This is a genomic window from Streptococcus sp. 151470009-6, assembly GCF_053628175.1.
The window spans coordinates 299,096-313,185 of the sequence record NZ_JBSEZF010000002.1; the positions used below are offsets into that span (position 1 = coordinate 299,096).

At 44.1% G+C, this 14,090-nt stretch carries 13 protein-coding genes, 1 riboswitch and 2 other annotated features; of the genes, 4 read left to right on the forward strand and 9 right to left on the reverse strand.

The annotated features are described in order from the left end of the window. Position 1: 1 nt before the first annotated feature. From ACUW6H_RS04890 to ACUW6H_RS04930, 9 genes are all read right to left on the reverse strand, one after another. Positions 2–568, reverse strand: coding sequence for an aminodeoxychorismate/anthranilate synthase component II (locus tag ACUW6H_RS04890; protein WP_454362055.1), 567 nt, complete (start codon positions 566–568; stop codon positions 2–4). Further along, positions 565–1,926 (reverse strand): anthranilate synthase component I, encoded by a 1,362-nt coding sequence (gene trpE, locus ACUW6H_RS04895; RefSeq protein WP_454362057.1) that lies wholly within the window; start codon positions 1,924–1,926, stop codon positions 565–567. Before trpE ends, ACUW6H_RS04890 begins: the two co-directional genes overlap by 4 nt. A 71-nt stretch (positions 1,927–1,997) precedes the next feature. Beyond that, positions 1,998–2,223, reverse strand: a binding site (T-box leader). Next, on the reverse strand, positions 2,220–3,398 hold the full coding sequence (trpB, locus tag ACUW6H_RS04900) for a tryptophan synthase subunit beta (protein WP_049484649.1): 1,179 nt from the start codon (positions 3,396–3,398) through the stop codon (positions 2,220–2,222). Its footprint overlaps the feature before it by 4 nt. 161 nt (positions 3,399–3,559) lie before the next feature. Continuing rightward, positions 3,560–3,785 (reverse strand) — a binding site (T-box leader). A 42-nt stretch (positions 3,786–3,827) separates the two neighbouring features. After that, positions 3,828–5,054 carry a DegT/DnrJ/EryC1/StrS family aminotransferase gene (locus ACUW6H_RS04905; protein WP_454362060.1) on the reverse strand — a complete coding sequence of 409 codons (1,227 nt, stop codon included), beginning with the start codon at positions 5,052–5,054 and terminating at the stop codon, positions 3,828–3,830. Between the two features lie 42 nt (positions 5,055–5,096). Continuing rightward, positions 5,097–5,789 (reverse strand): sugar transferase, encoded by a 693-nt coding sequence (locus tag ACUW6H_RS04910; protein WP_454362062.1) that lies wholly within the window; start codon positions 5,787–5,789, stop codon positions 5,097–5,099. Between the two features lie 104 nt (positions 5,790–5,893). Next, on the reverse strand, positions 5,894–7,636 hold the full coding sequence (locus ACUW6H_RS04915) for an ABC transporter ATP-binding protein (RefSeq protein ID WP_454362064.1): 1,743 nt from the start codon (positions 7,634–7,636) through the stop codon (positions 5,894–5,896). Next, entirely contained in the window at positions 7,626–9,371 is a 1,746-nt protein-coding gene (locus ACUW6H_RS04920; RefSeq protein ID WP_000022585.1) for an ABC transporter ATP-binding protein, read from the reverse strand. Before ACUW6H_RS04920 ends, ACUW6H_RS04915 begins: the two co-directional genes overlap by 11 nt. 54 nt (positions 9,372–9,425) lie before the next feature. After that, on the reverse strand, positions 9,426–10,061 hold the full coding sequence (locus ACUW6H_RS04925; RefSeq protein ID WP_000174450.1) for a DUF421 domain-containing protein: 636 nt from the start codon (positions 10,059–10,061) through the stop codon (positions 9,426–9,428). Continuing rightward, on the reverse strand, positions 10,058–10,513 hold the full coding sequence (locus tag ACUW6H_RS04930; RefSeq protein WP_000675331.1) for a DUF3290 family protein: 456 nt from the start codon (positions 10,511–10,513) through the stop codon (positions 10,058–10,060). The genes ACUW6H_RS04925 and ACUW6H_RS04930 overlap by 4 nt, the downstream gene beginning before the upstream one ends. 133 nt (positions 10,514–10,646) lie before the next feature. Between ACUW6H_RS04930 and ACUW6H_RS04935 the strand changes: the two genes are divergently transcribed. From ACUW6H_RS04935 to ACUW6H_RS04950, 4 genes are all read left to right on the forward strand, one after another. After that, on the forward strand, positions 10,647–11,474 hold the full coding sequence (locus ACUW6H_RS04935) for an exodeoxyribonuclease III (RefSeq protein ID WP_454362067.1): 828 nt from the start codon (positions 10,647–10,649) through the stop codon (positions 11,472–11,474). An 11-nt stretch (positions 11,475–11,485) separates the two neighbouring features. Next, positions 11,486–11,872, forward strand: coding sequence for a bleomycin resistance protein (locus ACUW6H_RS04940; RefSeq protein ID WP_454362069.1), 387 nt, complete (start codon positions 11,486–11,488; stop codon positions 11,870–11,872). Between the two features lie 133 nt (positions 11,873–12,005). Then, positions 12,006–12,101, forward strand: a riboswitch (purine riboswitch). 120 nt (positions 12,102–12,221) lie between these two features. Beyond that, entirely contained in the window at positions 12,222–12,803 is a 582-nt protein-coding gene (locus ACUW6H_RS04945; RefSeq protein ID WP_447266576.1) for a xanthine phosphoribosyltransferase, read from the forward strand. Further along, positions 12,803–14,065: a nucleobase:cation symporter-2 family protein gene (locus ACUW6H_RS04950; protein WP_454362072.1), complete on the forward strand. Its 1,263-nt coding sequence runs from the start codon at positions 12,803–12,805 to the stop codon at positions 14,063–14,065. Before ACUW6H_RS04945 ends, ACUW6H_RS04950 begins: the two co-directional genes overlap by 1 nt. The last annotated feature ends 25 nt before the right edge of the window (positions 14,066–14,090 follow it).

Sequence of the window (14,090 nt, forward strand, 5' to 3'; positions counted from 1 at the left end):
CTCACTTTACAACCTTCTCGATAAAATTCCGAATAGAAGACAAGCCATCTGGCGTTCCGATACTTTCTGGATGGTACTGGAATCCATAAATTGGAAGGTTTTTGTGTTGAATTCCCATAATAGCTTGGTCATCAGTCGAACGAGCTGTCACTTCAAACTCTTCTGGCATTTCTTCAATCAAAATACTGTGATAACGCATGACTGGACGACCATCCTCAATGCCTTGATAGAGAACAGATGGCGCTTCAAAGCTGATATGGCTCTGTTTCCCATGCATGACTTTTGGGGCCAAACCTAGCTTCCCACCAAAGACTTCTGCGATAGCTTGATGACCCAAACAAATCCCTAGCATTGGCTTCTTACCTGCAAAGTCACGAATCATGTCTTCCATCTTTCCGGCATCCACTGGCCAACCAGGACCGGGAGAAAAGACCAGGCCATCTGCTTTTTCAGCTTCTTCATACAGCTTAGGATTATCATTTCTCAAGACCTGCACTTCTGCGAAATTCCCAATGTACTGCGCCAAGTTATAAGTAAAAGAATCATAGTTGTCAATCAATAAAATCATGGTCTTAGTTCTCCAATTCTAGTCATAGATTTAGCCTTGTTAATGGTTTCTTGGTATTCGCTTTGGGCAATAGAGTCATAGACAATCCCTGCCCCAGCCTGAACATAGGCTGTTTGATTTTTGAGAATCATAGTTCGAATGGCAATGGCGAAATCCATATCACCCGTCGCAGACAAGTAGCCGATTGCTCCTGCGTATACACCGCGTTTTTCTGTTTCCAGTTCATAGATCCGTCTCATGGCCCGAATCTTTGGTGCTCCTGAAACTGTTCCAGCTGGAAGTGTAGCTTTCAAAGCATCCATGGCAGTGAGGTCTGGAAGCAAACGTCCCTTGACCACGCTGGTCAAATGCATGACATATCGGAAGAGCTCCACTTCCATATACTTGGTGACTTGAACACTGGCTGTTTCAGAAATGCGGCCAATATCGTTACGCCCCAAGTCTACCAACATCCGATGTTCTGCTGTTTCCTTCTCATCAGAAAGCAGGTCTGTCGCCAAGGCCTTGTCTTCTTCATCCGTAGCTCCTCTTGGTCGCGTACCTGCAATCGGATTGGTTGTCACGATACCGTTTTTGACAGAAACCAAACTTTCTGGACTAGCACCGATGATTTGATAATCCCCAAAATCATAGAAATAGAGGTAATTAGATGGATTGGTCACGCGGAGATTTCTGTAGAAGTCAAATGGATTTCCAGTAACTTCTGCTGAGAAACGCTGGCTGAGCACGCATTGGAACATATCACCATTACGAATCAAGTCACGAGAAGTTTCCACCATTTCCTCAAACTTCTGAGGAGCGATATGCGGTTTGAAGTTCAACGGAGATAGATCCAAATCTTCAAATTCATTTGGAGCAGGAATGCGTAATTCCTCCAGCACTTGCTTCAAGGCTGCTTCCAAATCTTCTTGACTGCGATCGCTATAAAGAGCATCCTCTATGACATGAATTTTTTCTTTCTTGTGGTCAAAGACCATATAACTCTCATAGACAAAGAAATGCATGTCTGGCGTTCCAATGGTATCCTCAGGGATTTGGCCAATTTCTTCATAAAGCGAAATCATATCGTAACCGACAAAGCCAATAGCTCCCCCACCAAAAGGGAGATCTGAATGGTGTTGGCTCTTATGAGTCACTTCATAAAGGAAATCCAAAGGATCCCGATCAATCACTTGACCATTTTGATAAAGGACTCCATTTTCAAACTGAATCTCAAAAACTGGATTATAGGCTAGGATAGAAAAACGAGCGGTTTCCTTGTCTCTCGGAATACTTTCTAAGATCACCTTGTGTTGTCCTTTTAAGCGCATATAAGCCAAGATTGGTGATAAGACATCCCCATGAATGATTCGTTCCATTGTAATTTCCCTTTCAGTTCTACTTCTAGTCCGTGGCGACTGTATGAAAAATCCCCACGCAAAATAACTTGCGTGAGGACGAAATTCGCGGTGCCACCTCAATTATAGGATTTCTCCTATCTCTCATTCCTGTCTCAGAACATTCCTGCAACAGGCTGTGCGATAAAGGGCACTCCCTTGAGAATTATGTTTTCTTCTCTCGTTTCAGATAGACCCAACCTTACAGCTTTCTCTGCTTGTTTCCAGCAACCACAAGCTCTCTGTGAGAGAAAAGACTGTAATTTTTCCATCTTTTATTTTTTAGCTTCTAGGTAGTCTGCAATAGCAGCTACGTCCTTGTCTCCACGACCAGAGACATTGATGATGATAATCTCATCCTTACTTAGTTTCGGTGCACGTTTAACCGCTTCTGCGATGGCGTGCGAACTTTCAATCGCTGGGATAATCCCTTCAGTCTTGCTTAGTAAAAGCAAGGCTTGAACAGCTTCTTCATCTGTCGCTGCTACGTATTCTACGCGGCCAGAATCTTTGAAGTAGGCGTGTTCTGGGCCAACCCCTGGATAGTCCAAACCAGCTGAGATAGAGTAAACTGGCGCCAGCTCTCCATCTTCCTTAAAGACTGCATAGGTCTTCATTCCGTCAACAATTCCGACACTACCTTTTGTCATAGTTGCTGCGTGCTTGTCTGTATCAAGTCCATGCCCAGCAGCTTCAACCCCAACCAATTTGACTTCTTCATCAGCCACATACTGCGAAAAAGCACCGATGGCATTGGAACCACCACCTACACAGGCAATAACGTAGTCTGGCAAGCGTCCTTCTTTTTCTAAGATTTGACGACGAGATTCCTCACTGATGACTTTTTGGAATTCATGAACAATGGTAGGATAAGGATGAGGGCCTACAGCAGATCCCAAAACGTAGAAGGCTTCAAGGTCATTCATCCATGCTCCAAAGGCTGCATCAACCGCATCCTTGAGAGTTCGCGTTCCCGTTTCAACTGCGTGAACAGTTGCTCCCATCATCTCCATACGGAAAACATTGAGACGTTGACGCTCCACATCCTCTGCCCCCATAAAGACATCACAGGCCATACCAAACTTGGCTGCAGCAGCTGCAGTCGCAACACCGTGCTGACCAGCTCCTGTTTCTGCGATCACTCGTTTTTTGCCCATACGTTTGGCAAGAAGGATTTGTCCTAAAACGTTGTTGAGCTTGTGAGAACCAAGGTGATTAAGGTCTTCGCGCTTGAGATAAATCTTAGCTCCACCTAGGTGGTCTGTCAAACTTTCCGCAAAATAAAGCGGTGTTTCACGACCAGAATAATCCTTCAAGTAATGGCGAAATTCTGCCAAAAACTCTGGATCATCCTTGTATTTGTCAAATGTCATTTCCAACTCATCCAACAAAGCCTGAATCGGCTCCGGTACAAAACTACCACCAAATTGTCCAAAATAACCTTTAGTTGTCATAAAATTTTTCCTCTTTCCATATTAATTCAGCTTTTTGTTTGCTTTTAGTAGTAGGCAAGGAGCTGCAGATAGAACTCAAGTTCATCAAAGCGACTTAACGCCCTAATAAAAGATAAACAAAATGACCGAAAGAAAAAGCCCACACACAGAAAATTATTCCATGTGAGGGCGTTGGTAACGCGGTGCCACCTCAATTATAAAGGGACTATTCCCCTTTACATCTCTGCCTTGTCTAACAACAAGTTGCACTGTAAGGTGTGCGCACCGAATTTTCATTGTTTCAAATTCATTTTTAAAATCAGCCCACTTTCACTACTTCCAACCACCTGTTCACAATCACCACAGGCTCCCTGAAGATCAAAAATAGTTACTTTTCTGATTTGTTGAGAATATTATATGCTATTGTCCGCTTTTTGTCAAGATTTTTTATTATTTTTTTCCAGAACCGAGGATTTCTTCAGAAATTCTCACCAAAGTCTGAACGATGTAATCAACTTCTTCATCGCTTAATTTAGTGTGAAGAGGAAGTGTGATTTCATTTTCAAAGAAGGCATAGGATCTTGGATAATCTGCCATATCAAAGCCAAGATTCTTATAGGCTGTCAAGAGTGGAAGCGGTTTGTAGTGAACATTACTTGCAATTCCCGCCTTGGCCAATTCTTGAATGATAAGGTTGCGTTCTTCTAAACTTGCTCCTTCTACATGGGTGATGTAGAGGTGGCGTGAAGATTCGACAGTATCAGTCTTGTGTGCAAGTGGGTGAATACGAGTACCCGCAAATCCGCGATCATAACGGTCTACGATTTCCTTACGACGGTTAAGCAAACTTGGGTAACGATCCAATTGTACTAGACCAAGGGAAGCCATGATATCTGTCATGTTGCACTTGTAGGCAGGGGTTACGATATCGTATTCCCATGAGCCAAGTTGCATCTTGGCAAGGGCTTCTTTGGTTTGACCATGAAGGGAAAGGATTTGGAATTCCTTGTACATCTCTTCATCGTCAATCGCTGGATTGGCTTTCCAAGTCGCACTTCCTCCCTCAGCAGTTGTAAAGTTTTTAACGGCATGGAATGAGAAGGAAGTAAAGTCAGCGATGGAACCAGCCGGTTGCCCTTTGTAAGTAGATCCCAAAGCATGGGCACTATCTGATACAATCACGATACGGTTAAAGGCCTTTTGCCACTTGCTAGTAGCTGTAAAGAGGTCCCGTTTCTTCTCCACAACTTGGAACAAACGGTCATAGTCGCACACAATCCCTGCAAGCTCTACTGGGATGATAACCTTAGTTTTCTCAGTGATAGCTTGCTCAAGTAGGTCATAATCCATCTCAAACGTATCTGCTTGGATATCCACCATGACAGGTGTCGCTCCTACGTGTGTGATGACACTGCAAGAAGCTGTATAAGTCATAGCTGGAACGATGACCTCATCACCAGGTCCCACTTCCAAAACACGCAAAATCAACTCAAGAGCGGCAGTCGCAGAGTTAAGGCAGACAGTCTTAGGTGTCTGTGTGTATTGAGATAAGCGACGCTCTAGTTCTTTTGTCTTCGGACCTGTTGTGATCCAACCAGAACGCAGGGTATCCGCTACTTCAGCAATTTCAGCTTCGGTAATATCGGGTGGTGAAAATGGAATATTGTAATTTGGCATTGATTTGCTCCTTTTATCTGTACTCATTTTCTCATGATTACTTTATTTTAGCACTTCAAACACGGTTTGAAACATGATTTTGATGTCTCCAAGGAAACTAAACTCTCGGAGATAGGCGAGGTTATAGCGCATCTTTTCAGGAAGGACGTGTTCGACATAGGCCTGGTCAACTGACAGACCTTTCTCCGTCATTTGACTGATGATCGTATCCTCATCCTTGTAGTTGATGCTGGCTGGAGAGGTGATTCCTGCTGGTAAGAGCAAGGTCGCCATCATTTCAGGACTATACTGCTCGGTGTAACGTGGCACTTCAGGTCGTGTACCGACAAAGGACATCTCGCCCTTAAGGACATTGACCAGCTGAGGCAGTTCGTCCAAGCGCACACGGCGAATGAAATTTCCCACTTTGGTAATGCGGCTGTCGTTAGCTGAAGTCACCAGACTTCCTTTTTTATCCGCATCCGTCACCATAGTACGGAACTTCCAAATCTTGAACGGACGGTTGTACTGGGTCACGCGCTCTTGCTTGTAAATGACAGGTCCCTTGCTATCCAACTTGATCCAAATGCTCAAGATAAGAAAGACGGGAGAAGTCAAAACTAGCAAAAACAGGGCCAGAACCCAATCCAGGAAACGCTTGAAAATCAGCGAACCCTTCCTTTTAGAGACAAGCTGGTAATAAGACTCAACCTCGCTTGATTGCATTTCCACGGGCAAGTCTTCCCATTTCAGCATGCTGTTTCTCCTTTGTTTTTATTATACTATTTATCAACATTTTTCATTATACCACAAAATGGAAAAGGCGGTGCAAGAAATCTGTGATTTAGAGGAATTCTTCTTTATGATAGGGCCCCTGCCTGTAAGCTATACATCTTGTGATAGATTCCTTCCAAGGCCAAGAGTTCCTCATGGGTTCCACTCTCGATGATGCGCCCCTTGTCCAAGACATAGATGCAGTTGGCGTCTTGGATGGTCGAAAGGCGATGAGCAATAGCAATGGTTGTCCGCCCCTGTCTCATCTTGGCTAGGGAATCTTGAACCAAACTTTCTGTTTCAGAGTCAATATTGGCTGTCGCTTCATCCAAAATCAGGATTTTAGGCTGACTGGCGACTGTTCTAGCAAAGGCAAGAAGCTGGCGCTGACCAGTAGAAAAGCTCGAACCACGCTCAGACACAGGTGCATCATAACCCTGCGGAAGGTCCTGAATAAAGGAATCTGCATCTACAAAGGCAGCCGCAGCCTGGACCTGATCATCACTAAGATCTTGATACATGGCGATATTGGACTTGATGGTTCCATGATAGAGGAAGGGATCCTGTAAGACCAGACCAATGTTCTTTCTCAGCTCTTCCTGACTGTAGTTTCGGATATCCACACCATCCAAGAGAACGCGGCCTGACTGAAATTCATAAAAACGCATGAGAACATTGATAATCGAAGATTTCCCGGAACCTGTATGTCCTACAAAGGCAATGGTTTCTCCCTTCTTAACCGAAAAGGAAATATCATCTAGGATCTGGTGTTTGCCATCATATGAGAAACACACATGTTCAAAACGGATATTACCCTCTTGGACTTTGGCTTGTCCATTTTCTTGAAGAGGCTCATAGGTCCTCTCATCAATCAAGGCAAAAACACGGCCTGCAGAAACCATAGAAGTTTGAAGGGTTGAAAAGTTTTGCGTCACCTCAATCAAGGGGTCAAAGAGACGATTGATGTACTGGATAAAGGCATACATAGTTCCTGCTGTTATTCCCAGATAAAGCCCACGGTAGCCAAAATAGGCCATCAAAACTGCGTAGCCTAGGAGTTTCAACAAACTCATGGCAGGTCTCAAAAAGAGGGCATCCAAGGCTACAGAACGGTTGGCATAGACCAAATGTTCTTGGTTGATTTCATCAAATTCTGCCTGCAGGCGCTTCTCTTGATTAAAGGCCTGGATAATCCTGATTCCCTCGATATTCTCTGCCAGCTTACTATTGATATCTGACAAGAGACTTCTGGTTTTTTCGATGATTTTCACTGACTTTTTCCGATAGAGATTGACCAACAGGAAAATCAAGGGTAGAAAGAGCAGGACTAAAGCTGTCAAACGAAAATCCAGCACCAACATGGTATAAAGGGTTGTTAGAAAAATGAAAACTGCTGAGATAAAGCTGGATAAAATCCCCGAAAACATATCACTGATGGTTTCGGTATCATTTGTCAAACGAGAAACGATGGAGCCTGCTGGCGTCTTGTCAAAGTAAGACATACCCAGTTTCTCCATATTGGCAAAGGCATCGCGACGAATATCTCTAACAATACTGTAGGACACCCGCGCAAAGAGAAGATTCCCGACATACTGGACCAGAGTTTGTAGGATATAAAGACCATAGTAGACCAGCAAAACGGTCACGGCCAGTTGATTAATATTGCTGAGGTACTGATCGATAAAGTGGGAAGCCACAAGGGGAATGACACTTTTAATGACCGTCGTCGCTAGGAGAAAACTGAGTGCCAAAAAGGTCAGGAGGCCGTAGGGCTTGAGATAGGACATCAAGCGCTTCAATACAGCCCATTGTTCTTTCTTATTCTGCATCTTCTTCTCCTTTCATTTCCAACTGCTGAGACTGGTAGGTTTGGGCATACCAGCCATCTAGGACTAGCAGGTCTTCGTGCGTGCCCCGTTCTATGATTTGGCCATTTTGCAGAACCAAAATCAGATCTGCATGGACAACTGCACTGAGGCGATGGGCTGTGATAATGGTTGTCTTATCCCTCCGCGTCTCCTTGAGATTGTCGATGATGGCATACTCCGTCTTGGCATCCACGGCGGACAAGGAATCATCTAGAATCAAGATATCAGGGTCTAAAATCATAGCCCGACTCATAGCCAGACGTTGCTTTTGACCACCTGAAAGACTGACTCCTTTTTCACCGATAACTGTATCAAAGCCCTGAGGCATGTCTACAATATCTTGGTAAACTTGAGCTAGCTTAGTCGCTTCCTCAACTGCTGAAAGGGGCAAGTTCGGATTACCGAAGCGGATATTGTCTAAGATAGAGGTCGCAAAGAGAAACTGATCCTGAGGGACATAGCCCATGAGACTGCGAAGGTCTGTCAGACGATAGTCCCGAATATCATGACCGTTTAGATAAATAGCTCCCTTATCCACATCGTATTCTCGCAAGAGAAGGTTAATCAAGGACGTTTTCCCAGAGCCTGTCTGCCCGACTAAGCCTAGGGTTTGCCCTTTTTCCAGACTAAAGTGAACATCCGTCAGTGTCTCCTCATTTTCAAAGGCAAAGCTGTCAATGGCGTACTCCAAACGTCCATTTTCGATACTGTCCAGAGGACATTCAGGATCTTTTATAGGTGATTCCTGAGATAAAAGATCCTCAATCCGCTGATAAGAAACCTTTCCTCGCTGAGTAATATTAAAGAGGAAACCAATAGCCATAAGAGGCCAGACCAACATATCCAAATAACTGATAAAGGTGACCAGATTCCCAACCGTGATTTGCCCTTTCTGAACCATCAAAGAACCGACCAAGAGGGTTAAGACATAGGATGAACCAACAAACAAGAGAACCATAGGGTCAAAGAGACTATCGTATTTCATGGTTTGCAGGTTCTTCTGGAAGGTCAATTCATTGACTGCCTGAAAGGACTTCAACTCGTCCGCCTGGTAACCGAAAGACTTGGTCACTTTAATACCTGATACGGACTCCTGCACCTTGTTATTGAGTTCAGAAAAGGCGGCTTGCGATTCGCCAAAAGCCTTGTGGGTCTTTCTCCCTAGACGACTGGTCGCATAAGCCATGAAAGGTAAGGGTAGAATGGCAACTAGCGTCATTTGCCACGAAATGCTAAAGAGCATGGTCAGCAAGGTCACCAAAGCCGTGATAGAGGCATCCACGGCAGACATAACACCGCCCCCTGCCAGACGCGTTAGGGCATTGATATCGTTGGTTGCGTGTGCCATCAGGTCCCCAGTCCGATAGGTTTGATAAAAGGCTGGAGACATTTTTGTGAAATGCTCAAACAAGCGAGAGCGCATAATCTGTCCCAAACGGTAGGAAGTCCCAAGGATATACATACGCCAAACATAGCGCAGATAGTACATCCCAAAGGCCGCAAGAAGCAAGTAAAATAGGTCAAGAAGGAGGGCCTGCTGGGTTAATTGCCCTGATGTGATAGCATCAATGACTCGTCCCATAACCATAGGTGGAATGAGATTGAGAACGGAAACCAAAACCAGGGCCACAATCCCGACTAGATAACGGCGTTTTTCTAACTTGAAAAACCACCAAAGTTTTTGAATAATGGACATAACATCCCTTTCTGATTGCAAATAGAAACCTGAGGCCAAGACCCCAGGTTTTTCTTATTCATAGGTTACGACTGTGACCGCACCCTTGTCATACTCAGCGATAAAGATATTGGCTACATTGTCATGCCCTTGCTTGCTGAGGTTATCAAGCAACCACTCTTCGTTACGACCAATCGACTCCAAAACATCGACTTGTATCACACCGTCAGTCACAACTGGATACTTAGGATTTTCATCCCCCATTTGGACCACGATGAGTTGGCCATTTTGCTCCTGCACAGCGCATTTGACCTGTTTCATCTGGAAAATCCCTTGGCTACGAAGTTTGAGAGCAACTTCTGCTGCAGACAAACCAACTGAACGACAGGCTTCTGGGTCAATCTGCCCATTTTTGATAAGGAGAGTTGGTTTTCCATCAATCAAGCGTTTGACAAAACGAACATTGTTATTGAGCCACTTGAGGGTCAAGACCAAAATCGTCCACATCATCAAAATCACTGCGTACTGCAGAATGCTAATAGAACTATTGTAAATCACCCCACCGATAATACCACCGAGAACATAGTTCTGAATTTGGTCTGTCGCAGAGTTAGGCGCCAGATTTCCCTTTCCTGTCACATTGATAACAAAAACAAGCGAGAAAAGACCCAAGGCCAGTTTGATTAAAATTTCCATATAATTGAGTGTCATTTATTTACCTCCACCAATTCAATAGCGTCTGTTTGATGCAATTCTAATTTCTCTAAAAGATACTTGTCTGGTTGGCTCCCGTTCATGGCGCGGTAGAAATTTGGACCTACCTTGACAAGCGCTCCATCAGTGGCTGCAGAAGTATTGACATAAACTTCTGATTTATCCACTCCCAAGTCTTTGGAAACAACCTCTATGAAATGAAGTGAAGTTTGAAATTGGTTGTTAGAGGCTTGATTGGTCTGGTATTTTGAGATTGTCACCAAAAGCATGGCCACCAAGGTCAAGGCCAAAATCATGACCAATTCCCGAAACTTGGTCCCCTTTTTATCTCGATAGGCTTTAAAAGCAAAAAATCCTGTGATAGCTAGGAGAACAATTCCAAAGCCAATCATGATGCCATTTTGCTGACTGATTTGGCTAAGTACATAGTCATATGAGTAAAATTTCATTTATTTTCACTCCCTTTCATAAAATCATTCTTAATTATAAACGAAAGAGAGTGATTTTTCAAGCCATACGTTGGGGAAATGGACCTTTTTTTGGTATAATAAAATCTATAATCTGAATGAAAAAGGTAACTTTATGAAACTCATCTCATGGAATATTGATTCCCTCAATGCAGCCCTAACGAGCGACTCAGCTCGTGCAAAATTGTCCCAAGAAGTCCTACAAACCTTGGTAGCCGAAAATGCTGATATTATCGCTATTCAGGAAACCAAGCTTTCTGCCAAGGGCCCTACAAAGAAACACCTAGAAGTACTTGAAGAACTCTTCCCAGGTTATGAAAACACTTGGCGTTCTTCCCAAGAACCTGCTCGTAAAGGCTATGCTGGAACCATGTTCCTCTATAAAAAAGAACTCACACCAACGATCAGCTTCCCAGAAATCGGTGCTCCTTCTACCATGGATTTGGAAGGTCGCATCATCACCTTGGAATTTGATGCATTTTTCGTAACCCAAGTATACACACCAAACGCTGGAGACGGTCTCAAACGCTTGGAAGAGCGTCAAGTCTGGGACGCTAAATACGCTGAATACTTGGCAACACTAGATCAACAAAAACCGGTCCTTGCGACGGGTGACTACAACGTAGCCCACAAGGAAATCGACCTTGCAAACCCTGCCAGCAACCGCCGTTCACCAGGCTTTACTGACGAAGAACGCGCTGGCTTCACCAACCTGCTAGCTAAAGGCTTTACCGATACCTTCCGCCATTTGCACGGCGATATCCCTGAGCGTTACACCTGGTGGGCGCAACGCAGTAAGACTTCTAAAATCAACAATACAGGCTGGAGAATCGACTACTGGCTCACCAGCAATCGCATGGCTGACAAGGTGACCAAGTCTGACATGATTGACTCAGGAACTCGTCAAGACCATACGCCCATTGTATTGGAAATTGAACTCTAAGGAGAAAGCTAATGGACTATCAAGCTGTCATTCCTGAATTTGTAGTATCTGACCTCGAAAAGTCACGCCACTTCTACTGCGACTTGCTGGGATTTTCTGTCGAATACGAGCGTCCAGAGGAGAAATTTCTCTTCCTCTCGCTTAAAGACTGCCAACTTATGCTAGAAGAAGGCAGCACTGAAGAATTAGCCCAACTAACCTATCCTTTCGGGCGCGGTGTCAACATTTCCTTTGGCATTGAAGATGTCCCTCAGCTCCACCAAAAACTGCTGGAAGCCAACTATCCTATTTATCGTCCTTTGACTAAACGAACATTTCGTGTTGGGGATCATTATATCTATCCTCACGAATTTGCAGTTTTGGATCCAGATGGTTATTTTTTAAGATTTAGCGAATAAAAGAACAAAAGGCTACAATACTTTCTAGCGTTGCAGCCTTTTATTCGTTCGCTTTTATAATCTGTTTGCTAATGAAATATTTGATTTATAAAGCTAATTGGTGTAAAATAAAAACATTGGCAGCAGCCTATTTAAAATTGAATATCATTTTACTTGTTTATGTCGTGAATTGGCACGACGTTTCTACAAGGTGCCGGAACACCTAACAATGAGTATGTCAGCTGAAGGTATGGTTTTGGCCATGCCTATTTTGGGGACTTGCTTAGGGGATTAAGTAGGTCCTTTTTCTATTACATACTAGAATCTCTGGACAAGCAAATGAAGCATCTTTTAGACTTTAGGAGGTCTTATGAAATTATTAGAAGAGCGCATCCTTCAGGATGGGCATATCTTGGGTGACAACATCCTCAAGGTAGATTCCTTTTTAACCCACCAAGTTGACTTTAGCTTGATGCGAGAGATTGGTAAGGTATTTGCGGACAAATTTGCTTCTGCTGGCATTACCAAGGTTGTAACGATTGAAGCGTCAGGTATTACCCCAGCCATTTTTACAGCTGAAGCCTTAAACGTTCCCATGATTTTCGCCAAAAAAGCTAAAAACATCACTATGAACGAAGGCATCTTAACTGCCGAAGTTTACTCCTTTACCAAGCAAGTGACCAGCACCGTTTCTATCGCTGGAAAATTCCTCTCACCTGAGGACAAGGTCTTGATTATCGATGATTTCCTAGCAAATGGACAAGCTGCCAAAGGCTTGATCCACATCATCGAACAAGCTGGCGCCAAAGTCGAAGCCATCGGAATCGTGATTGAAAAATCCTTCCAAGATGGTCGTGATTTGCTCGAGAAAGCTGGCTATCCAGTTCTATCACTCGCTCGTTTAGAACGTTTTGAAAACGGTCAGGTCGTATTTAAGGAGGCAGATCTCTAATGCAACAACAAGAAAAACACTCGCAAGCCGCGGTTCTAGGGCTTCAGCACCTTCTCGCCATGTACTCAGGTTCTATCCTGGTTCCTATCATGATTGCGACAGCTCTTGGCTATTCAGCTGAGCAGTTGACCTACCTAATCTCCACAGATATCTTCATGTGTGGGGTGGCGACCTTCCTCCAACTCCAACTCAACAAATACTTTGGGATTGGACTACCAGTCGTTCTCGGAGTGGCCTTCCAGTCAGTCGCTCCCTTGATTATGATTGGGCAAAGCCACGGTAGCGGTGCTATGTTTGGTGCTCTTATCGTTTCAGGGATTTATGTAGTTCTGATTTCAGGCATCTTCTCAAAAGTAGCTAATCTTTTCCCTTCTATCGTAACAGGCTCTGTCATTACCACGATTGGTTTAACCTTGATTCCTGTCGCTATTGGAAATATGGGAAATAACGTTCCAGAGCCAACTGGTCAAAGTCTCTTGCTTGCAGCCATCACTGTTCTAATCATCCTCTTGATCAACATCTTTACCAAAGGATTTATCAAGTCTATCTCTATTTTGATTGGTCTGGTTGTTGGAACTGCCATTGCTGCTGCCATGGGCTTGGTTGATTTCTCCCCTGTTGCAGCAGCACCGCTTGTCCATGTCCCAACTCCACTCTACTTTGGAATGCCAACCTTTGAAATCTCATCTATTGTCATGATGTGTATCATCGCAACGGTTTCCATGGTGGAGTCGACTGGTGTTTACCTAGCCTTGTCTGATATCACCAATGACCCAATCGACAGCACGCGCCTTCGCAACGGTTACCGTGCAGAAGGTTTAGCCGTACTTCTCGGAGGAATTTTTAACACCTTCCCTTATACAGGATTTTCACAAAACGTTGGTTTGGTTAAATTGTCAGGTATCAAGACTCGCCTGCCAATCTATTATGCAGCTGGTTTCCTAGTCCTCCTTGGACTCCTACCTAAGTTTGGTGCCCTTGCCCAAATCATTCCGAGTCCTGTCCTTGGTGGTGCCATGCTAGTCATGTTTGGTTTTGTTTCCCTTCAAGGGATGCAAATCCTAGCCCGCGTTGACTTTGCTAACAATGAACACAACTTCCTTATCGCAGCTGTATCAATCGCCGCTGGTGTAGGTCTAAATAACAGTAATCTCTTTGTTAGCATGCCAACAGCCTTCCAAATGTTCTTCTCAAACGGAATCGTCGTAGCCAGCCTACTTGCCATTGTACTCAATGCCGTATTAAATCGGAAAAAGAAATAAGAAAAAGAGGTGAAAACCTCTTTTT